Annotated in this window: 16 protein-coding genes and 1 tRNA gene; 1 reads left to right on the plus strand and 16 read right to left on the minus strand. The window is 62.1% G+C overall.

Translation table 11 applies throughout. The features are described from left to right. The 6 genes from DWV00_RS33035 to DWV00_RS33060 form a co-directional block, all read right to left on the minus strand. Positions 1 to 117 (minus strand): GTP-binding protein (locus tag DWV00_RS33035; protein ID WP_245965142.1); only part of this gene is annotated, 117 nt, incomplete at its 3' end. Between the two features lie 44 nt (positions 118 to 161). Then, the gene (gene fusA / locus DWV00_RS33040; RefSeq protein ID WP_115537830.1) at positions 162 to 2,264 is read right to left on the minus strand and encodes an elongation factor G; all 2,103 of its coding nucleotides are present in this window, start codon (positions 2,262 to 2,264) and stop codon (positions 162 to 164) included. Between the two features lie 122 nt (positions 2,265 to 2,386). Continuing rightward, positions 2,387 to 2,857, minus strand: coding sequence for a 30S ribosomal protein S7 (gene rpsG, locus DWV00_RS33045; protein ID WP_006053291.1), 471 nt, complete (start codon positions 2,855 to 2,857; stop codon positions 2,387 to 2,389). A gap of 170 nt (positions 2,858 to 3,027) precedes the next feature. Further along, entirely contained in the window at positions 3,028 to 3,408 is a 381-nt protein-coding gene (gene rpsL, locus DWV00_RS33050) for a 30S ribosomal protein S12 (RefSeq protein ID WP_006053290.1), read from the minus strand. 293 nt (positions 3,409 to 3,701) lie between these two features. Beyond that, positions 3,702 to 5,549, minus strand: a complete 1,848-nt coding sequence (gene recQ, locus DWV00_RS33055) for a DNA helicase RecQ (protein ID WP_115537831.1) — start codon at positions 5,547 to 5,549, stop codon at positions 3,702 to 3,704. A 288-nt stretch (positions 5,550 to 5,837) separates the two neighbouring features. Then, a complete protein-coding gene (locus tag DWV00_RS33060; RefSeq protein ID WP_115537832.1) occupies positions 5,838 to 8,159 on the minus strand; it encodes a two-partner secretion domain-containing protein in 2,322 nt (773 codons plus the stop codon). Here DWV00_RS33060 and DWV00_RS33840 point away from each other — a divergent pair. Next, the gene (locus DWV00_RS33840; protein ID WP_147298036.1) at positions 8,122 to 8,511 is read left to right on the plus strand and encodes a hypothetical protein; all 390 of its coding nucleotides are present in this window, start codon (positions 8,122 to 8,124) and stop codon (positions 8,509 to 8,511) included. The genes DWV00_RS33060 and DWV00_RS33840 overlap by 38 nt on opposite strands. Here DWV00_RS33840 and rpoC read toward each other — a convergent pair. The 10 genes from rpoC to DWV00_RS33110 form a co-directional block, all read right to left on the minus strand. After that, complete coding sequence (gene rpoC, locus DWV00_RS33065; RefSeq protein ID WP_115537833.1) at positions 8,490 to 12,758, minus strand: DNA-directed RNA polymerase subunit beta'; 4,269 nt, start codon at positions 12,756 to 12,758, stop codon at positions 8,490 to 8,492. The genes DWV00_RS33840 and rpoC overlap by 22 nt on opposite strands. Before the next feature lie 21 nt (positions 12,759 to 12,779). Then, positions 12,780 to 16,886 carry a DNA-directed RNA polymerase subunit beta gene (gene rpoB / locus DWV00_RS33070; RefSeq protein ID WP_115537834.1) on the minus strand — a complete coding sequence of 1,369 codons (4,107 nt, stop codon included), beginning with the start codon at positions 16,884 to 16,886 and terminating at the stop codon, positions 12,780 to 12,782. Between the two features lie 386 nt (positions 16,887 to 17,272). After that, positions 17,273 to 17,647, minus strand: a complete 375-nt coding sequence (gene rplL, locus DWV00_RS33075; RefSeq protein WP_115537835.1) for a 50S ribosomal protein L7/L12 — start codon at positions 17,645 to 17,647, stop codon at positions 17,273 to 17,275. A gap of 78 nt (positions 17,648 to 17,725) precedes the next feature. Continuing rightward, complete coding sequence (gene rplJ, locus DWV00_RS33080; protein ID WP_115537836.1) at positions 17,726 to 18,223, minus strand: 50S ribosomal protein L10; 498 nt, start codon at positions 18,221 to 18,223, stop codon at positions 17,726 to 17,728. A 312-nt stretch (positions 18,224 to 18,535) separates the two neighbouring features. Beyond that, a complete protein-coding gene (gene rplA, locus DWV00_RS33085; protein WP_115537837.1) occupies positions 18,536 to 19,237 on the minus strand; it encodes a 50S ribosomal protein L1 in 702 nt (233 codons plus the stop codon). Continuing rightward, a complete protein-coding gene (gene rplK, locus DWV00_RS33090) occupies positions 19,238 to 19,669 on the minus strand; it encodes a 50S ribosomal protein L11 (protein WP_115537838.1) in 432 nt (143 codons plus the stop codon). A 153-nt stretch (positions 19,670 to 19,822) separates the two neighbouring features. After that, entirely contained in the window at positions 19,823 to 20,380 is a 558-nt protein-coding gene (gene nusG / locus DWV00_RS33095) for a transcription termination/antitermination protein NusG (RefSeq protein WP_102611112.1), read from the minus strand. Between the two features lies 1 nt (position 20,381). After that, the gene (secE, locus tag DWV00_RS33100) at positions 20,382 to 20,762 is read right to left on the minus strand and encodes a preprotein translocase subunit SecE (RefSeq protein ID WP_115537839.1); all 381 of its coding nucleotides are present in this window, start codon (positions 20,760 to 20,762) and stop codon (positions 20,382 to 20,384) included. Between the two features lie 36 nt (positions 20,763 to 20,798). Next, positions 20,799 to 20,874: transfer RNA gene (locus DWV00_RS33105), tRNA-Trp, on the minus strand. A gap of 63 nt (positions 20,875 to 20,937) precedes the next feature. Beyond that, on the minus strand, positions 20,938 to 21,091 hold a 154-nt coding region (locus tag DWV00_RS33110), incomplete at its 5' end, for an EF-Tu C-terminal domain-related protein (RefSeq protein ID WP_445607720.1).

Genomic DNA, 21,091 nt, shown 5'->3' on the forward strand with positions numbered 1-21,091 from the left:
CTTTGCCGTCAGCACCGTCGTGATCGCTGCCGTCAGCGTCGTCTTGCCGTGGTCGACGTGACCGATCGTGCCGACGTTCACGTGCGGCTTAGTCCGCTCGAATTTACCTTTAGCCATGATTCTCTTCTTTCAAAAAGTAGTCGATGTAAAAGCCGGTTGGCTTACTTCGCTTTCGCGCTGATGATTGCTTCAGCGACGTTGCGCGGCGCTTCGGCGTAATGCTTGAACTCCATCGTGTACGTCGCACGGCCTTGCGTGAGCGAGCGCAGCGACGTCGAGTAGCCGAACATTTCCGACAGCGGCACTTCGGCGCGAACGATCTTGCCGCCGCCAACCATGTCTTCCATGCCCTGGACGATACCGCGACGGCCCGACAGGTCGCCCATCACGTTGCCCATGTAGTCTTCCGGCGTTTCGACTTCCACGGCCATCATCGGTTCGAGAATGACCGGGCTCGCCTTGCGCATGGCTTCCTTGAAGGCCATCGAGCCGGCCATCCGGAACGCGTTTTCGTTCGAGTCGACGTCGTGGTACGAACCGAACGTCAGGTGCACCTTCACGTCGACGACCGGGAAGCCCGCCAGCACGCCAGCCTTCAGCGTGTCTTGGATACCCTTGTCGACCGCGGGGATGTATTCACGCGGAATGACACCGCCCTTGATCTCGTCGAGGAACTCGTAGCCCTTGCCTTGCTCGTTCGGCTCGAGCGTGATGACCGCGTGACCGTACTGGCCGCGACCGCCCGACTGCTTGACGAACTTGCCGTCGACGTCTTCCGCCTTGCTGCGGATCGTTTCGCGATACGCAACTTGCGGCTTGCCGACGGTCGCTTCCACGCCGAATTCGCGCTTCATACGATCGACGAGAATTTCGAGGTGCAGCTCGCCCATGCCCGAGATGATCGTCTGCCCCGATTCTTCGTCCGTTTGGACGCGGAACGACGGATCTTCCTGAGCCAGGCGATTGAGCGCGATGCCCATCTTTTCCTGGTCCGGCTTCGTCTTCGGCTCCACGGCCTGCGAAATCACCGGCTCCGGGAAAATCATGCGCTCGAGCACAATCGGGTTTTGCGGATCGCACAGCGTGTCGCCCGTCGTCGCTTCCTTCAGGCCCACGGCTGCCGCGATGTCACCGGCGCGCACTTCCTTGATTTCTTCGCGCTGATTCGCGTGCATCTGCAGAATCCGGCCCAGACGCTCCTTCTTGTCCTTCGTCGAGTTCAGGACCGTGTCGCCCGAATTGACGATGCCCGAATAGACGCGGAAGAAGATCAGCTGACCAACGAACGGATCCGTCATGATCTTGAACGCGAGCGCCGCGAACTTCTCTTCGTCGGATGCCTTGCGCTCAGCCGACTCGCCGTTTTCGAGCTCGCCCTTGACCGGGGGGATATCCACCGGCGACGGCAGGAAGTCGATCACGGCGTCGAGCATGCGCTGCACACCCTTGTTCTTGAACGCGGTGCCGCACAGCATCGGCTGGATTTCGCAAGCGATCGTACGGTCGCGCAGCGCCTTGACGATTTCGTCTTCGGACAGCGCTTCGCCGCCGAGGTACTTTTCCATCAGCTCTTCGCTGGCTTCGGCGGCCGATTCGATCATCTTTTCGCGCCACTCGTTGCACGTGTCAACGAGTTCAGCGGGGATATCGACGTAGTCGAACTTCGTGCCTTGCGACGCTTCGTCCCAAATGATCGCTTTCATCTTCAGCAGATCGACGACGCCCTTGAAGGTCTCTTCCGAGCCGATCGGCACCACGACGGGCACCGGGTTCGCCTTCAGACGCGTCTTCAGCTGGTCGTAGACCTTGAAGAAGTTCGCACCGGTACGGTCCATCTTGTTGACGAACGCGAGACGCGGCACCTTGTACTTGTTCGCTTGGCGCCACACCGTTTCCGACTGCGGCTGCACGCCGCCCACTGCGCAGTAGACCATGCACGCACCGTCGAGCACGCGCATCGAGCGCTCGACTTCGATCGTGAAGTCGACGTGGCCCGGGGTGTCGATGATGTTGATGCGGTGTTCCGGATAGTTGCCGCCCATCCCCTTCCAGAAGGCCGTGGTAGCAGCCGACGTGATGGTGATGCCGCGCTCTTGCTCTTGCTCCATCCAGTCCATCGTCGCCGCGCCATCGTGCACTTCACCGATCTTGTGATTCACACCGGTGTAGAACAGGATGCGCTCGGTCGTCGTCGTTTTGCCGGCGTCGATGTGAGCGCTAATACCGATGTTGCGGTAGCGCTCGATAGGTGTCTTGCGAGCCACTTTGATCCTCTATTGGGATAGCACGAAGGTTTCGATTGTCTTCGCGCCCTAACACAAACGGGCGAGGCGCTTTATAAGCGCACCCGCCCGGAATTTTTTCCGCTACGACCTAAGCGTCGGGCTTAGAAACGGAAATGCGAGAACGCCTTGTTGGCTTCCGCCATCCGGTGCACTTCGTCGCGCTTCTTCATCGCGCCGCCGCGGCCTTCCGCGGCTTCCGACAGCTCACCGGCCAGACGCAGAGCCATCGACTTCTCGCTGCGCTTCTTCGCGGCCTCGCGCAACCAACGCATCGCCAATGCCATACGACGCGACGGACGCACTTCGACCGGAACCTGGTAGTTCGCTCCGCCAACGCGGCGGCTCTTCACTTCCACCACCGGCTTGACGTTGTTGAGCGCCACCGTGAACACTTCCAGCGGGTCCTTGCCACCCTTGGTCTGGATCTGTTCGAAAGCGCCATAAACGATACGCTCGGCCACCGACTTCTTGCCCGAGAGCATCAGCACGTTCATGAACTTTGCTACATCAACGTTACCGAACTTCGGATCCGGCAACACTTCCCGCTTGGGGACTTCGCGACGACGCGGCATGTTTCTTCCTTTGACTTTTCAGTTGGAGCTCAACCTGGAGCCCCGCGGCCACCAACTAACCCGATCTATCTTTGACGACTAACCAGCTTGGACGGGTGACCACTTACTCGACAGCACCGGCGATTCCGGCACCACCGCCTAAAAACGACTCGACTACTCGGCGAGGCGACTTACTTGCCTGCCTTAGCGCGCTTCGCACCGTACTTCGAGCGAGCTTGCTTACGATCCTTGACGCCTTGCGTATCCAGCGAGCCGCGGACCATGTGGTAACGCACACCCGGCAAGTCCTTCACACGGCCGCCGCGAATCAGCACGACCGAGTGTTCCTGCAGGTTGTGGCCTTCACCACCGATGTACGAAATGACTTCGAAGCCGTTCGTCAGACGAACCTTGGCAACCTTACGGAGTGCCGAGTTAGGCTTCTTAGGCGTCGTCGTGTACACACGCGTGCACACACCGCGACGCTGAGGGCAGTCCTGCAAAGCCGGGCTCTTGCTCTTCGTCGTTTCCGACGTGCGGCCTTTGCGAACCAGTTGATTGATGGTTGGCATTGTGTATTCCAGAAATTGATAAAAACGCCGCACCGCCTGCCGGGCAAAGCGGCCTACGGTGCGTGTCAAGCTTCCCGCCCGGATCCGAGCCAAGGCTGATTCACGCGTGCGCGAACACCCTCGGCCACAAAGCCAAGAACAGGAACCCGGCATGATATGGCAAAAAGGTCAAGCGCGTCAATAGCTTGCGAGGAGCGCCATGGCTGGCGGGGCAGCGAGGGGCCGGGATGGGGCGGCCTGTCTTACGCTGGGCGGGGCGAGGGCGGGGCACGCGCGCGCCCAATCTCCCCGGCTCAATCCGCGCCGACCACCTCGAGCAGTTCGTCACCGAAGCGCTCGAGCTTGCGCGCGCCCATGCCGGGGATATGGCGCAGATCGTCGATCGTATCGGGCGCCGAGCGCGCGATCTCGGCCAACGTTGCATCGTGGAAGATCACGTAGGCCGGCACGCCGTCGTGCTTGGCCGTATCGGTGCGCCATGCGCGCAGCCGCTCCCAGCGCGCACGCTCGCGCGGCCCGAACCCCGCCGTGGGATCGGCCCGCTCGCCCGTGCGCGAAGAAGCCTGGCGCGTGCGCGTCGGCTTCACGTAGCGGCGCAGCGTGACGTTTTGTTCGCCCTTGAGCACGGGCTTGCTGGCCTCGGTCAGCACGAATGCGCCGAAGCCTTCGTGATCGATGGTCAGATAGCCGTAGGCGACGAGCTGGCGGAAGATGCCGCGCCACTCGGGCTCCGACAAACTGGCGCCGATGCCGAACGTGCTGAGCGTGTCGTGACCGCGCTCGCGCACCTTTTCCGTACGATTGCCGCGCAAGATGTCGATCAGATGCCCGGCGCCGAAATGAAACCCGCTCGCGCGGCGCGCGCGAAACACGCACGAGAGCGCCATCTGCGCCTCGCGCGTCGCGTCCCACGTCGCGGGCGGTTCGATGCAGGTATCGCAATTGCCGCAAGGCGTGCTCGCCTCGCCGAAATACGACAGCAGACGCACGCGCCGGCACGCCGACGTCTCGCACAACCCGAGCAGCGCGTCGAGCTTGCCCGTCTGGACGCGCTTATGCGTTTCGTCGGCCTCCGACTCGTCGATCATCTTGCGCTGCTGGACGACGTCGCCGAGCCCGTAGGCCATCCAAGCGTTCGCAGGCAGACCGTCGCGGCCCGCGCGCCCCGTCTCCTGGTAATAGCCCTCGACGCTCTTCGGCAAATCGAGGTGCGCGACGAAGCGTACGTCGGGTTTGTCGATGCCCATGCCGAAGGCGATCGTCGCGCACACGACGACACCCTCTTCGCGCTGAAAGAGCTCCTGGTGGCGCTGCCGCGTTTCGAAATCCATGCCGGCGTGATAAGGCAGCGCACGCACGCCGTGCGTCTTGAGCCAATCGGCCGTTTCCTCGACCTTTCGACGAGAGAGGCAATAGATGACGCCGGCATCGGTCGTGCCGTCGTCGTTCGTATGTTCCGCGCGGATGAAATCGAGCAGCTGCGTACGCGCGTTGTCTTTTTCGACGATCCGATAGCGGATGTTGGGCCGATCGAAGCTCGAGACGAACACACTCGCTTCGTCGAGCGCGAGGCGATGCACGATTTCGTCGCGGGTGATCGCATCGGCCGTGGCCGTCAGCGCGATGCGCGGAACGGACGGGAAACGCTCGTGCAGCACCGATAGCTGCATGTATTCCGGACGGAAATCGTGCCCCCATTGCGACACGCAGTGCGCTTCGTCGATGGCGAACAAGCCGATGCGCGCGCGCTCCAGCAGATCGAGAAAACGAGGCGTCATCAAACGCTCGGGCGCGACGTACAGCAGATCGAGATCGCCGTCGCGCAACGCGCGCTCCGTCGCCGCCGCCTCGGCGCCCGTGAGTGTCGAGTTCAGATAGGCTGCACGCACGCCGACTTCGGTGAGCGCGGCGACCTGATCTTGCATGAGCGCGATCAGCGGCGAGACGACGATGCCGGCGCCCAGGCCCGCTTCGCGCCGAACCAGCGACGGGATCTGGTAGCAAAGCGATTTGCCACCGCCCGTCGGCATCAGCACGAGGCAATCGCCGCCGCCGGCGACGTGTTCGACGATATCGCGCTGCTGCCCTCGGAACGCAGGGTAGCCAAAAACTTCGTTGAGGATTTCTAGAGCACGCGACATGTAGACGATCTGAACGGCAAACGACGGATGGACGCAATTCTACCAACCCGTTCGCTTCGGCCGGGACCTGTTTGAGACGCGTTGGCCTTCCGGCCGATCGTGCAATGCGTCCGTCGCTAACAGGCCGGGGGGTGCAGTGTACGACGACACGGACGCAGGTGCGCCGTCCCCACGCTCGCGTCCCTTGCAACCGCCGCCGAACGGCGAGAACAAGGGACGGGGAAAGGGGCGCCCCCTGTCCCCTGCCTGCGCAGGTGCCCGAGCAAGACTAAAGCGCCTTTCGCGGCGCTATTCGGCCTGCCACCGCAGCACGGGATGTTGACCGCCGGCCGGCATCGTCCAGGCGCCGCCTGCGCCGAAATCCCATCCGACGAAGCTAGCGGCAGTGCTCATCTGGGCCGTCGTCAGTCCGTTTGGCGCCGGCACGCCGCCGCTATCGGCATGCATGCCCGACGTCTGCGCGTTCCAGTAGTCGGTGCCGCCGCCGCCGCTGCCCGTCCCGATAAAGCCCCCGGCTGCCCCTCCCGGACCGAACCAGAACGATCCGCCGCCGCCCGAAACCGCGCCGGTCGAGAAGGACTCGGCGACCGTGCCGCTGCTGGTCCCGGCGAGCCCGCCCACGAACGCCCAGCCGCCGCCGCTGACCGAACCCGTCGCGTACGACTGCTTGATGGTGCCGGTATTGTTCGCGACCAAACCGCCAAGATCGCCGTTGCCGGGGCCGCCGGTGAAGTCGGGCAGGCCCGACACCGAGGCGCCGCTCCACGATTGCACGATCTTTCCCGTGTTCAGTCCGACGAGCCCGCCGATGGAGTAGCCCGTACCGGGCCCGAAGTCGTTGAAGTAGAAGCCTCCGGTCGAGTAGCTGCGCGCGATGAGCCCATCGTTTTCGCTCGCCAGCACCCCGAGGTAGCACGCACTGGAGTAGCAATGGCCGACGCCGCCATCACCGTTCGATAGCCCGAGGTTACGCACGACGCCCGTGGTGCCGATGACGCCGAACAGCGGCCCGCCCCAACCGTAGAAGAACCCCTGCGATCCCGCCTTGATCGACACGCCGTTTAGCGTGTGGCCCATTCCGTCGAACTGCCCCATGAAGGGCGATGCGCCGGCGATCTGGTCGATGTAGCCGCTGCCGAACGTGATGTCGCGGCCGAGCGCGTAATTGCCGGCAAGGTCTTGCGACACGTTCTCCAAATCGGCGAGCGAATTGACGAGCTTGTACGCGGTCATTTGCGACACGATGCCCTCATCGGGCAAGGACGTCCACGCCGAATTTCCGAGCAGCGTGCCCGGCGAGTAGGCGCCGTTCATGTCGCGATAGAGATTGACGAGCCCCGTGCTCTTCGACCAGTCGACGATGCCGTCGTTGACGACGCCCCCCGCGTTGTCGGCTGCGGTGGCATCGGCTCGCAGAGCGAGGCTACCGGCGCCGGCGTTCTTGATCGTGACGCCCTGCTCGACCTGCACGTTCCGGAACGCGTTCAGCGAGAGCGAGGCCGCGCCCGTCCAGCCCAAGCTTGCCGCGACGTCGATGTCGCCGCTGTTTCCGCCGGCGCCCGTCGTCTGAACGGCGATCGACGTTCCGGCCGACAGGCTGCGGGAGAACGTGCTCGCCGCCAGATGGCCAAGCGTGAAGCCCGGTGTCGTAACGTTCCACTGGCCCGCTTGCATCGTCGCGCCGAATGGATTGAATTCGATCTTGCCGGCCGTCGTATCGATGGTCCCGCCGCTTCCGTCGGCGTTCTTCGCCTCGACGCCGCTCTCCAGGAAGACATTCCCCGTATCGGCGACGAGCCAGACATGACCGTCGCGCGTCGCCGTGCCCGTCGCACGAATCGCTTGGTGATTGCCCGAGAGCGCATAGATGTTGCCGTCCGCCGCTTGCAGGCTCGCTTGCGCGGCCGCGATCAGCCCGCCGTTCACGATGTTGCCGCCGCTGCCCGCCTGCACGAAAACCTGGCGCGTACTGGTCGAATCCTGCAGCAGCACCGTCTTGCCCGCCGCGAGCTCGGCCGTGCCTTTGGACGCGCTGATGCTGCCGAAGTTTTGGACTGATCCCGTCGCGATCAGAAACACGTCGCCGTTGGTCGATCCGATTTGGCCGAGGTTCACCACATCGGCCTTCGATGCGCCCGACAGCGTGAGCGCGCCGCCGTTCATGAAGGCGGTATTGTCGGCATCGAGCGTCGAGGCGACGAAGCGCCCGCCCGTGGTGATCTGGCCATTCGGCCCAACCACGATGCCGTGCGCGTTGATCAAGTACACGCTGCCCGTGGCGGAGAGCGTTCCGTAAATCGCCGACGGATTTGTCCCCGTAACACGGTTCAGCGTTGCACCGGACCCATTATTGAATGCGACATGGCTCCCATTTCCAATTGAAAAATCATTCCAATCGATGATGCCGCGACCGGAAGTTTGATTAACCGTGAGCGACGCGCCATTGGTGGAAATCGATCCGCTTCCCGCGACGAAATTTCCTCCTGTCGGAAGGGGCCCTGCATAGGAAAGGGGCGCAACCCCCGCAAGCGTAACGACCGCAAGGCCAACCCACACCGTGGCGAGCTTCGGCTTGACCACGCCCGGCTCGGTGAAAACGATTTTCATCATGCCCTCCCGAATATCGATCGATATTTGCACCAACAATTTCGCCGGTCGGATTTTTCGACTTTTTAATAAAGCGCGACAAATCACCGGAGGTCGGGCCTTTTTTTGTTTTTATGGCCACCGCGATTATCAGTTCAAATTAATTCTTTTCGCGACGGACGAATTCGGACAGGTGTTCGTTCTTTTCGGCCATGCTCAGCTGCGCCCCTATCCGGCGCAGCGCGGCCCGGACGCCCGCTCGCGGGTAAAAAAAAACCGCTCGGTCGAAACCGAGCGGTTTTTGCGCCATTGGCGTAAGCGGGTTGGGCGAGCGGCGCGATGCGCCGCCCAGACTTACTCCGCCGGGTGTTGCTGATGCGGCACGTCGGCCGGCGCTTCGTCGGACGGCGCCGCCGCCGATTCCGGCGTACCGAACTCGAACGCCTCTTCCGCGGCGATCTGGTCGAAACGCTCGCGATCCGACGATTCCTTCGCCTTGCGCGCCTTGTGGAACGCCAAGCCCGTACCGGCCGGGATCAAGCGGCCGACGATCACGTTTTCCTTCAGGCCACGCAGATCGTCGCGCTTGCCCATGATCGCCGCCTCGGTCAGCACGCGCGTCGTTTCCTGGAACGATGCCGCCGAGATGAACGAGTCGGTCGACAGCGACGCCTTCGTGATACCGAGCAGCACGTTGTCGTACGTGGCCGGACGCTTGTCTTCCGCGATCATCCGATCGTTCTCGTCGAGCATGTCCGACCGCTCGACTTGTTCGCCCGGAATGAAGCGCGTATCGCCGTTGTCGACGATCTGCACGCGGCGCAGCATCTGACGCACGATCACTTCGATGTGCTTGTCGTTGATCTTCACGCCCTGCAGACGGTACACGTCCTGCACTTCGTCGACGATGTAGCGCGACAGCGCCTCGATACCCTGCAGACGCAGGATGTCGTGCGGATCGGCCGGACCGTCCACGATCATTTCGCCCTTGTTGACGACCTGGGCGTCGTGGACCAGCACCTGCTTTTCCTTCGCGATCAGGAACTCGTGCTGATTGCCCTCGAGATCCGTGATGACGAGACGCTGCTTGCCCTTCGTGTCCTTACCGAACGACGTCGTGCCGGTGACTTCCGCGAGAATGCCCGCATCCTTCGGCGAACGCGCTTCGAACAGTTCCGCCACCCGCGGCAGACCGCCGGTAATGTCACGCGTCTTCTGCGCTTCGGTCGGGATACGTGCGAGCACTTCACCCACCTGCACTTGCTGGCCGTCCTTCACGGTGATCAGCGCGCCGACTTGGAAGCCGATCTGCACCGCGTGCTCCGTGCCCGGGATCTTCACTTCCTCGCCGGTCGCGTCGAGCAGCTTCACCTGCGGACGCACGCTCTTGCTGGCCTGCGAACCGCGGCGCTTCACGTCGATCACGACGAGCGTCGAAAGACCCGTCACGTCGTCGATCTGCTTGGCAACCGTCACGCCTTCTTCGACGTTTTCGAACTTCACCGTACCGCCGTACTCGGTGATGATCGGGCGCGTCAGCGGATCCCACGTGGCCAGCTGCGTACCGGCCTTGATCTGCGCACCGTCGAGCTGCAGCAGCGTGGCGCCGTACGGCACCTTGTGACGCTCGCGCTCGCGGCCGTGATCGTCGGTGATCATCGCTTCGCCCGAACGCGAGATGACGATCTGCTCGCCCTTCGCATTCGTGACGTAACGCATCGTCGCCGTGAAGCGGACCGTACCGTTGCTCTTCGCTTCGACCGACGACGCCACCGCCGCACGCGATGCCGCACCGCCGATGTGGAACGTCCGCATCGTCAGCTGCGTGCCCGGCTCGCCGATCGACTGCGCCGCGATCACACCGACCGCTTCGCCGACGTTCACGGACGAGCCGCGGCCCAGGTCGCGGCCGTAGCAGGCCGCGCACAGGCCGTAGCGCGTTTCGCAAGTGAGCGGCGTACGCACGCGCACTTCGTCGATGCCGAGGCGCTCGATCTCTTCGACAGCCGTTTCGTCGAGCAGCGTGCCCGATTCGTACAGCGTCTCTTGCGACTCCGGGTTGACGACGTCGGCCACGGCCACGCGGCCGAGAATCCGGTCGCGCAGCGCTTCGACGACTTCACCGCCTTCGACGAGCGCCTTCATCGCCACGCCGTTGCTCGTGCCGCAATCGTCTTCGGTCACGACCAAATCTTGCGTCACGTCGACGAGACGACGGGTCAGGTAACCCGAGTTCGCCGTCTTCAGCGCCGTATCGGCCAGACCCTTACGCGCGCCGTGCGTCGAGATGAAGTACTGCAGCACGTTCAGGCCTTCGCGGAAGTTCGCCGTAATCGGCGTCTCGATGATCGAGCCGTCCGGCTTCGCCATCAGGCCCCGCATACCGGCCAGCTGACGAATCTGCACCGCGCTACCGCGGGCGCCCGAGTCGGCCATCATGTAGATCGAGTTGAACGACTCTTGGCGCACTTCCTTGCCGTCGCGATCGACCACAGGTTCCGTCGAGAGCTGCTCCATCATCGCCTTGCCGACCGCTTCCGACGTTGCCGACCAAATATCGACCACGTTGTTGTAGCGCTCTTGCGCGGTGACGAGACCCGACATGTACTGGCGGTCGTACTCCTTCACCTTGCGCGCGGCGTCGCCGACGATCACTTCCTTCTGCGTCGGCACGAGCATGTCGTCCACGCAGATGGAGATGCCGGCGCGCGTGGCCAGGCGGAAGCCCGACTGCATCAGCTGATCGGCAAAAACCACCGTCGCGCGCAGACCGCACTTGCGGAACGCCGTGTTGATCAGACGCGAGATTTCCTTCTTCTTCAGCGGCTTGTTCAGCACCGAGAACGGCAGCCCCGGCGGCAGAATTTCCGACAGAATCGAACGGCCGACCGTGGTCGGATACAGCGTGATCTTCGGCACGAACTGCGGCGCGCCTTCGGACGTATCCTCGTTCACCACCATTTCGGTGATACGCACGTTCACGCGCGAAGCCAGTTCGACTTCCTTGTTCTCGTACGCACGCAGCACTTCCGAGACGCCCGTGAACGACAGGCCTTCGCCCTTGCCGTTGACCGCTTCGCGCGTCGCGTAGTACAGGCCGAGCACGATATCCTGCGACGGCACGATCGACGGATCGCCGTTGGCCGGGAACAGGATGTTGTTCGATGCCAGCATCAACGTGCGCGCTTCCATCTGCGCTTCGAGCGACAGCGGCACGTGCACGGCCATCTGGTCGCCGTCGAAGTCGGCGTTGAACGCCGCGCAAACGAGCGGGTGCAGCTGGATCGCCTTACCTTCGATCAGGACCGGCTCGAACGCTTGAATGCCGAGGCGGTGCAGCGTCGGCGCACGGTTCAGCATCACCGGATGTTCGCGGATCACCTCTTCGAGGATGTCCCACACCACCGCGGTTTGGTTCTCGACTTCCTTCTTCGCCGCCTTGATGGTCGTCGCGACGCCCATCACTTCGAGCTTGTTGAAGATGAAAGGCTTGAACAGCTCGAGCGCCATCAGCTTCGGCAGGCCGCACTGATGCAGCTTCAGCGTCGGGCCCACCACGATGACCGAACGGCCCGAGTAGTCGACACGCTTACCGAGCAAGTTCTGACGGAAGCGGCCGCCCTTGCCCTTGATCATGTCGGCGAGCGACTTCAGCGGACGCTTGTTCGCGCCCGTCATCGCCTTGCCGCGACGGCCGTTGTCGAGCAGCGAGTCGACGGCCTCCTGCAGCATCCGCTTTTCGTTGCGGACGATGATTTCCGGTGCCTTCAGCTCGAGCAGACGCTTCAACCGGTTGTTCCGGTTGATCACGCGGCGATAGAGGTCGTTCAGATCCGACGTGGCGAAACGGCCGCCGTCCAGCGGCACGAGCGGACGCAGCTCGGGCGGCAGCACGGGCAGCACTTCGAGCACCATCCATTCGGGCTTGATGCCCGAACGCTGGAAGGCCTCGAGCACCTTCAGGCGCTTCGCGTACTTCTTGATCTTCGCTTCCGAACCGGTGTTCTTCAGTTCGGTGCGCAGCGTTTCGACCTGCTCGTCGATGTTGATCGCGCGCAGCAGTTCACGCACGCCTTCCGCGCCCATCTCGGCACGGAATTCGTCGCCGTATTCCTCGACCTTGTTGTAGTAATCCTCTTCGGTCATGATCTGACGCGCCTTGAGCGGCGTCATGCCCGGGTCGATCACCACATATGCTTCGAAGTACAGCACGCGTTCGATGTCGCGCAGCGTCATGTCGAGCACCATGCCCAGACGCGACGGCAGCGACTTCAAGAACCAGATGTGCGCGACGGGCGAGGCCAGCTCGATGTGGCCCATGCGCTCGCGGCGCACCTTCGCCAGCGTCACTTCGACGCCGCACTTCTCGCAGATCACGCCACGATGCTTCAGGCGCTTGTACTTGCCGCACAAGCATTCGTAGTCTTTGATCGGCCCGAAGATCTTCGCGCAGAACAAGCCGTCGCGCTCGGGCTTGAACGTACGATAGTTGATCGTCTCGGGCTTCTTGACTTCACCGAACGACCACGAACGGATCTTGTCGGGCGAGGCCAGACCGATCTTGATCGCGTCGAAAACTTCTTCTTGTTGGACTTGCTTGAATAGATCGAGCAGAGCTTTCATTGCCTTCTCTCCGTAGTCCGATTAGTTGCGGTCGAGGTCGATGTCGATGCCGAGCGAGCGGATTTCCTTCACCAGCACGTTGAAGGATTCCGGCATGCCCGCGTCGATCACGTGGTCGCCCTTGACGAGGTTCTCGTACACCTTCGTCCGGCCCGTCACGTCATCGGACTTCACCGTCAACATTTCCTGCAGCACATACGAAGCGCCATATGCTTCGAGCGCCCACACTTCCATTTCACCGAAGCGCTGACCACCGAATTGCGCCTTACCACCCAGCGGCTGCTGCGTCACGAGCGAGTACGGGCCCGTCGAACGCGCGTGCATCTTGTCGTCGACAAGGTGGTGCAGCTTCAGGTAGTGCATGTAGCCCACGGTGACCGTACGCTCGAATGCCTCACCCGTGCGGCCGTCGCACAAACGCACCTGGTTCTTCGACTTCGTCATGCCGAGGTTCTGCGCGATGTCGTCCGGGAACGCCAGGTCGAGCATCTTCGACATTTCCTCTTCCGTCGCACCGTCGAACACCGGCGTCGCGAACGGCACGCCTTCGCGCAAGTTCTTCGCCAGTTCGATGATGTCGTCGTCCGAGAACTTGTCGAGTTCTTCGGCGCGGCCCGACTCGTTGTACAGCTTCGTCAGGAACGTGCGCAGCTCTTCGACCTTCGCCTGGCGCTGCATCATTTCGCCGATACGCCAGCCGAGACCCTTCGCAGCCCAGCCGAGGTGCACTTCGAGCACCTGACCCACGTTCATCCGCGACGGCACGCCGAGCGGGTTCAGCACGACGTCGGCGGGACGGCCGTCGGCCATGTACGGCATGTCTTCGATCGGAACGATCTTCGACACGACGCCCTTGTTGCCGTGACGGCCGGCCATCTTGTCGCCAGGCTGCAGGCGGCGCTTGACGGCCAGGTACACCTTGACCATCTTCAGCACGCCCGGGGGCAGCTCGTCGCCTTGCGTGAGCTTCTTGCGCTTCTCTTCGAACGCCAGATCGAACTGGTGACGCTTCTCTTCGATCGAGTTCTTGATCGCTTCGAGCTGAGCGGCAGCCTCTTCGTCGGCCAGACGAATGTCGAACCAGTGGTAGTGGTCGAGATCCGACAGGTACGCCTGATCGATCTTCGTACCCTTCGCGAGCTTCTTCGGACCGCCGTTCGCGACCTTGCCCTCGAGCATACGTGCCAGACGCTGGAACGCATCGCCTTCCACGATACGCAGCTGGTCGTTCAAGTCGAGGCGGTAGCGCTTCAGTTCATCGTCGATGATCTGCTGCGCACGCTTGTCGCGCTGGATGCCTTCGCGCGTGAACACTTGCACGTCGATGACCGTGCCGCTCATGCCCGAGGGCACGCGCAGCGACGTGTCCTTCACGTCCGATGCCTTTTCGCCGAAGATCGCGCGCAGCAGCTTCTCTTCCGGCGTGAGCTGCGTTTCGCCCTTCGGCGTGACCTTGCCCACCAGCACGTCGCCGGCTTCGACTTCCGCGCCGATGTAGACGATGCCCGACTCGTCGAGACGGCCCAACTGCACTTCGGCCAGGTTCGAGATGTCGCGCGTGATTTCCTCAGGTCCGAGCTTCGTGTCGCGAGCGACGACGTTCAACTCTTCGATGTGGATCGACGTATAGCGATCGTCGGCCACGACCTTTTCGGAGATCAAGATCGAATCTTCGAAGTTGTAGCCGTTCCACGGCATGAACGCGACCAGCATGTTCTGGCCGAGCGCGAGCTCGCCCAGGTCCGTCGATGCGCCGTCCGCCAGGACGTCGCCGCGCGAGACCATGTCGCCGACCTTCACGATCGGACGCTGGTTGATGTTCGTGTTCTGGTTCGAACGCGTGTACTTGATCAGGTTGTAGATGTCCACGCCGACTTCACCGGCCACCGCTTCATCGTCGTTCACGCGAATGACGATACGGCCCGCGTCGACGTAATCGACGACACCGCCGCGCAGCGCCTGCACCGTGGTGCCCGAGTCGACTGCCACCGTACGCTCGATGCCCGTACCGACGACCGGCTTTTCCGGACGCAGGCAAGGCACGGCCTGACGCTGCATGTTCGAGCCCATCAACGCACGGTTCGCGTCGTCGTGCTCGAGGAACGGAATCAGCGATGCTGCCACCGAGACGATCTGCGACGGCGCCACGTCCATGTACTGGATGCGGTCCGGCGTGACCATCAGCGTTTCGCCCGCTTCACGCGACGAGACGAGTTCGTCGGTCAGCGTGCCGTCTTCGGCCACCGCCGCGTTCGCCTGCGCGATCACGTAGCGGCCTTCCTCGATCGCCGACAGATAGTCGATCTGATCCGTCACCTTGCTGTCCACGACCTTGCGGTACGGCGTCTCGAGGAAGCCGTACTCGTTCAGGTGCGCATACAGCGCGAGCGAGTTGATCAGGCCGATGTTCGGACCTTCAGGCGTTTCGATCGGGCACACGCGGCCGTAGTGGGTCGGGTGCACGTCGCGCACCTCGAAGCCCGCGCGCTCGCGCGTCAGACCGCCCGGGCCCAGTGCGGAAACACGGCGCTTGTGCGTGATTTCCGACAGCGGGTTCGTTTGGTCCATAAACTGCGACAGCTGCGACGAACCGAAGAACTCGCGAATCGCCGACGAAATCGGCTTCGAGTTGATCAGGTCGTGCGGCATCAGGTTTTCGCTTTCGGCTTGGCCGAGGCGTTCCTTCACCGCGCGTTCGACACGGACGAGACCGGCGCGGAATTGGTTCTCCGCCAGTTCGCCGACGCAGCGCACACGACGATTGCCGAGGTGGTCGATGTCGTCCACTTCGCCCTTGCCGTTGCGCAGCTCGACCAGGATCTTGATCGTCGCGAGGATGTCGTCGTCCTGCAGCGTCATCGGGCCCGTGATTTCGTCACGACCGACGCGGCGGTTGAACTTCATGCGGCCGACCTTCGAGAGGTCGTACGCGTCTTCGCTGTAGAACAGACGGTTGAACAGCGCCTCGACCGCTTCTTCGGTCGGCGGTTCGCCCGGACGCATCATGCGGTAGATCGCGATGCGCGCGGCCGTCTTGTCCGTCGTTTCGTCGATGCGCAGCGTCGACGAGATGTACGGGCCTTGATCCAGATCGTTCGTATAGAGCGTCTGGATGTCCTTGACCTTCGCCTCGCGCAGCTTCTCGAGCGTGCTTTCGGTGATTTCGTCGTTCGCGTTCGCGATGACTTCGCCGGTGTCGCCGTCGATCACGTTCTTCGCCAGAACGCGGCCGAGCAGGTAATCCTCGGGCACCGAGATGAACTTCGTCTTCGCGTTGTCGAGGTCGCGGATGTGCTTCGCGTTGATCCGCTTGTCCTTCTGGACGATGACGTTGCCGTCGCGATCGCTGATATCGAAGCGCGCGACTTCGCCGCGCAGGCGCTCGGGGACGAACTCCATCTGCGCGCCTTCACCCATCAGCGTGAAGTTGTCGAAGACGAAGAAGTTCGCGAGGATCTGCTCGGGCGAGAGGCCGATGGCCTTCAGAAGAATCGTGACCGGCATCTTGCGGCGACGGTCGACGCGGAAGTACAGGATGTCCTTCGGGTCGAATTCGAAATCGAGCCACGAGCCGCGGTACGGAATGATCCGTGCCGAGAACAGCAGCTTGCCCGAGCTGTGCGTCTTGCCCTTGTCGTGTTCGAAGAACACGCCCGGCGAACGGTGCAGCTGCGAGACGATGACACGCTCGGTGCCGTTGATGACGAACGAGCCGGTGGGCGTCATGAGCGGAATTTCGCCCATGTACACTTCCTGCTCCTTCACTTCCTTGACGACGGGCTTGCTCGGCGATTCCTTGTCGAGCAGGACCAGGCGCACCTTGGCGCGCAAGGCCGAGCAAAAGGTGAGACCGCGCTGCTGGCATTCCTTGATGTTGAAGGCCGGCGGCGACAACGCGTAGCTCACGAACTCGAGGCGCGCGAAACCGTTGTGCGAAACGATCGGGAAAACAGACGTGAACGCGGCTTGCAAACCTTCGGGTTTGCGAGCGTTAGCGAGTACGTCAGCTTGCAGAAACGTGCTGAATGATTCAAGCTGGGTGGCCAGCAGGAAAGGTACTTGGTGAACGATGGGGCGCTTCGCAAAACTCTTACGAATGCGCTTCTTCTCGGTGAAGGAATATTGCATACGATCTCCGAATCACGGCGGGCATGTTGTCGAGGCTATAGGCGCCAGATGAGACAACCCGAGTGTTCACCGACTGAGACCCGATGGCCGTCCTGAGGCTTGAACGAGCCTAGAAGCTTGGTGGTTGGCCGCTACCAACCGCTGGCTGACGGCAGCGGATGCCTGTGTTGCCCGCTGCCCGACCAAACTTGCCTTCTGCAGTCGCTTCAGAAGACAAAGAAAAATGCCGCTCGGCGTGCGCCCGTGGGCGTGCGACCTGACAATTTTCTTTGGCCTCTGGGGCTTTCGTTTCGCACAGCCAGAAGGCCTTAGCAAAACATAGTCCCACAAAGCACAAAAAGGCCGGCGGTGGAAAAACCGCCAGCCTTCGCACAACGCGAGGGGCCTTACTTGATTTCAGCCTTCGCGCCGGCTTCTTCCAGCTTCTTCTTCGCTTCTTCAGCAGCAGCCTTGGGCACCGCTTCCTTCACGGGCTTCGGTGCACCGTCGACCAGGTCCTTCGCTTCCTTCAGGCCCAGGCCCGTCAGTTCGCGAACAGCCTTAATCACGGAAACCTTGTTGGCGCCCGTTTCGGTCAGGATGACGTTGAATTCCGTCTGCTCTTCAACAGCAGCGGCTGCACCGCCACCTGCGGGGCCTGCCACTGCGACTGCAGCAGCCGACACGCCGAACTTCTCTTCGAACGCCTTGACGAGTTCGTTCAGTTCCAGAACCGACATCGAGCCTACGGCTTCGAGGATGTCTTCTTTTGCGATTGCCATGTGAAATACTCCTAAATTGAATTCGGATACAGCCGGCGATCAATCACGCTCGACCGAAGTGCGCCATGCGCCGCCTGGTTAGGCAGCTTCGCCCTGCTTCTTCTCGGCGAGCGCAGCGAGTGCGCGCGCGAAGCCCGAAACAGGCGCTTGCATGACGAACAACAGCTTGGACAGCAGCTCTTCCCGGCTCGGGATGTTGGCCAGCGCTTGCACGCCTGCCTTGTCCATCACGTTGCCTTCGTATGCGCCGGCCTTGATGATCAACTTGTCATTGCTCTTGCCGAAGTCGTTGACGACCTTGGCAGCAGCAATCGCATCTTCAGAGATGCCGTAGATCAGAGGACCGGTCATCTGCTCTGCCAACGGAGCAAACGGGGTACCCTCGACGGCGCGACGCGCCAACGTGTTCTTCAACACGCGCAGGTACACCTTCTGCTCGCGCGCTTTCGCACGCAGCTTCGTCAGATCGCCAACCGCGATTCCACGATACTCGGCCAGCACGATCGTCTGGGCCTTCGCGACTTGCGCGGAGACCTCAGCGACGACGGCCTGCTTATCTTCTTTGTTCAGTGGCACGGTTAACCTCCAGATTCGGTGCGCCAGGCTTCATTCAGCCCGATACACCGCGTTCAACAACGGCGTCCGAGGGTTAGGAGTATTTCGCTCACCGGCTTACGCATCGCTGCGCGGGCCCATGAGTTCATCACTACAAAACTTTTTCGGGTTCGCCATCTGCGTTGGCTCATATTAAGGAGACGCCCACCTGCTGCGACTCCGCCAACGGTCTTTGACAACCGGCCGTGCGAGGCATGCTGCCCTCTCACGACCGCCCAAAGCCCTTAAATACCGCGCCGGCCGGCAACTGCCGCGCCGGACGCGATCGATTCCTTACTGCTGTGCGGCCAGCGACGATTGATCGACGCGAACGCCGACACCCATCGTGCTCGACAGAGCGATCTTGCGCAGGTACACGCCCTTGCTCGTTGCCGGCTTGGCCTTTTGCAGCGCTTCGACGAGTGCCGACAGGTTCGAGCGCAGCGCTGCCGGCTCGAACGACGCACGGCCGATCGTGGCGTGGATGATACCGCCCTTGTCGACGCGGAACTGCACCTGACCTGCCTTGGCGTTCTTCACAGCCGTGGCGACGTCCGGCGTAACCGTGCCGACCTTCGGGTTCGGCATCAGGCCGCGCGGGCCGAGGATCTGACCCAGCGTACCGACGACGCGCATCGTGTCCGGCGAAGCGATCACGACGTCGAAATTCAGGTTGCCGCCCTTGATTTGCTCGGCGAGATCTTCCATGCCGACGATTTCGGCGCCGGCTGCGCGCGCTTGCTCGGCCTTCTCGCCTTGAGCAAACACGGCCACGCGGACCGACTTACCGGTACCGGCGGGCAGCACGACCGAGCCGCGAACGACTTGGTCCGACTTCTTCGCATCGATGCCGAGTTGAACGGCAACGTCGATCGACTCGTCGAACTTCGCCGTGGCGCATTCCTTCACGAGCGAGAGGGCTTCGTCGATCGCATACAGCTTCTGACCGTCGACCTTGTTCGCGAATGCTTTCAGACGCTTGGAAATCTTAGCCATTTACACGCCCTCCACGGTGATGCCCATCGAGCGGGCGCTGCCAGCGATCGTCCGAACCGCGGCGTCCAAATCGGCAGCCGTGAGGTCAGGCATCTTCGCCTTGGCGATGTCTTCGGCTTGCGCGCGCGTGATCACGCCGACCTTGTCGGTGTGCGGCTTAGCCGAGCCCTTGTCGACCTTCGCAGCCTTCTTGATCAGCACCGTGGCCGGAGGCGTCTTGAGGATGAACGTGAAGCTCTTGTCGGCGAATGCCGTGATCACGACCGGAACGGGCAGGCCCGGTTCCATGCCTTGGGTCTGCGCGTTGAACGCCTTGCAGAACTCCATGATGTTCAGGCCGCGCTGGCCCAGTGCCGGACCAACCGGCGGCGACGGATTGGCTTTACCTGCAGGGATCTGCAGCTTGATAAAGCCGATGATTTTCTTTGCCATGTCGAAAACCTCGTTGGAACGCGTGAGCGTTCAGTGAGTAGTAGCGCGCGCTCGCCGCGGTACGCTGCGGCTACTGACGCTCCTCAACGGCCATAACGCGGACCGTAAGCGCGAAAACGGACCGCCCGCTAGCGGGCGACCCGTTGGAATCTGTTACAGCTTTTCGACCTGCCCGAATTCCAGCTCGACAGGGGTGGCGCGGCCGAAGATCGTGACCGAGACGCGCACGCGCGATTTCTCGTAGTTCACTTCCTCGACGCTGCCATTGAAGTCCGTGAACGGACCTTCCTTGACACGAACCATCTCGCCCACTTCGAACAGCGTCTTCGGCCGCGGCTTCTCGACGCCTTCTTGCATCTGCGACATGATCTTTTCGACTTCCCGCGGGGAAATCGGGCTCGGCTTGTTGCGCGTGCCGCCGATGAAACCCGTCACCTTCGCCGTGTTCTTGACGAGGTGCCACGTTTCGTCGGTCATCTCCATTTCGACGAGAACATAGCCGGGGAAGAAACGACGTTCGGTCACCGACTTGTGACCGCCCTTCACTTCCACGACTTCCTCAGTCGGAACGAGGATTTGGCCGAACTTGTCTTGCATGCCGGCGCGCTCGATACGCTCTTGGAGCGCTCGCTGCACGCTTTTCTCCATGCCGGAGTACGCATGCACGACATACCAACGCTTACCGCTCGGAGATGCCGGAGTATCGCTCATATCATTTCCATCCCAGAATCGCCGAGAAAATGACCCATTCGATGGTTTTATCGCTGAGCCACAGCAGCACCGCCATCACCAGCACGAAGCCGAAGACTACGAGCGTGGTTTGCGTTGCTTCCTTGCGAGTCGGCCAGACAACCTTGCGGACTTCCTTGTAGGAGTCCTTGGCGAAAGCGATAAAACCCTTACCGGGGGAGGACAGGAGACCAACCACTACACCGGCCACGACGCCGACAACCAACACCGCGCCGCGTACATACCATTCCTGGCCACTCAGCCAGAAGAAACCCACGAATCCGGCCAAGAACAGCAATACGCCCGCGATAACCATCAACTTGTCGCTGGAAGTATCCACAGCTTCGACGGAAGGATTCGCCATAACACCCTAACATGCACCGATTCCGGCGCAGAATTTTGGCAGGGGCAGAGGGAATCGAACCCCCAACCTTCGGTTTTGGAGACCGACGCTCTGCCAGTTGAGCTATACCCCTAAACCATTTGGGGTTGACCCTGCAGCCAACCCCGAAACCACAGACCAACGAGAATTAACTGGCTTACTCGATGATCTTCGCAACGACACCTGCGCCGACGGTACGGCCGCCTTCGCGGATCGCGAAGCGCAGACCTTCTTCCATGGCGATCGGGGCGATCAGCTTCACCGTGATCGACACGTTGTCGCCCGGCATCACCATTTCCTTGTCCTTCGGC

It is taken from the genome of Trinickia dinghuensis (assembly GCF_003367175.1).
GTDB lineage: Bacteria > Pseudomonadota > Gammaproteobacteria > Burkholderiales > Burkholderiaceae > Trinickia > Trinickia dinghuensis.

Excerpts from the sequence above, each read along its gene's own strand:
- rplK (WP_115537838.1), bottom strand. The coding sequence starts at position 19,669 with ATGGCAAAGAAAATCATCGGCTTTATCAAGCTGCAGATCCCTGCAGGT.
- rpoC (WP_115537833.1), bottom strand. The coding sequence starts at position 12,758 with ATGAAAGCTCTGCTCGATCTATTCAAGCAAGTCCAACAAGAAGAAGTT.
- rpsG (WP_006053291.1), bottom strand. The coding sequence starts at position 2,857 with ATGCCGCGTCGTCGCGAAGTCCCCAAGCGGGAAGTGTTGCCGGATCCG.
- rplL (WP_115537835.1), bottom strand. The coding sequence starts at position 17,647 with ATGGCAATCGCAAAAGAAGACATCCTCGAAGCCGTAGGCTCGATGTCG.
- rplA (WP_115537837.1), bottom strand. The coding sequence starts at position 19,237 with ATGGCTAAGATTTCCAAGCGTCTGAAAGCATTCGCGAACAAGGTCGAC.
- secE (WP_115537839.1), bottom strand. The coding sequence starts at position 20,762 with ATGGCGAATCCTTCCGTCGAAGCTGTGGATACTTCCAGCGACAAGTTG.
- nusG (WP_102611112.1), bottom strand. The coding sequence starts at position 20,380 with ATGAGCGATACTCCGGCATCTCCGAGCGGTAAGCGTTGGTATGTCGTG.
- rpoB (WP_115537834.1), bottom strand. The coding sequence starts at position 16,886 with ATGCAATATTCCTTCACCGAGAAGAAGCGCATTCGTAAGAGTTTTGCG.
- recQ (WP_115537831.1), bottom strand. The coding sequence starts at position 5,549 with ATGTCGCGTGCTCTAGAAATCCTCAACGAAGTTTTTGGCTACCCTGCG.
- rpsL (WP_006053290.1), bottom strand. The coding sequence starts at position 3,408 with ATGCCAACCATCAATCAACTGGTTCGCAAAGGCCGCACGTCGGAAACG.
- DWV00_RS33060 (WP_115537832.1), bottom strand. The coding sequence starts at position 8,159 with ATGATGAAAATCGTTTTCACCGAGCCGGGCGTGGTCAAGCCGAAGCTC.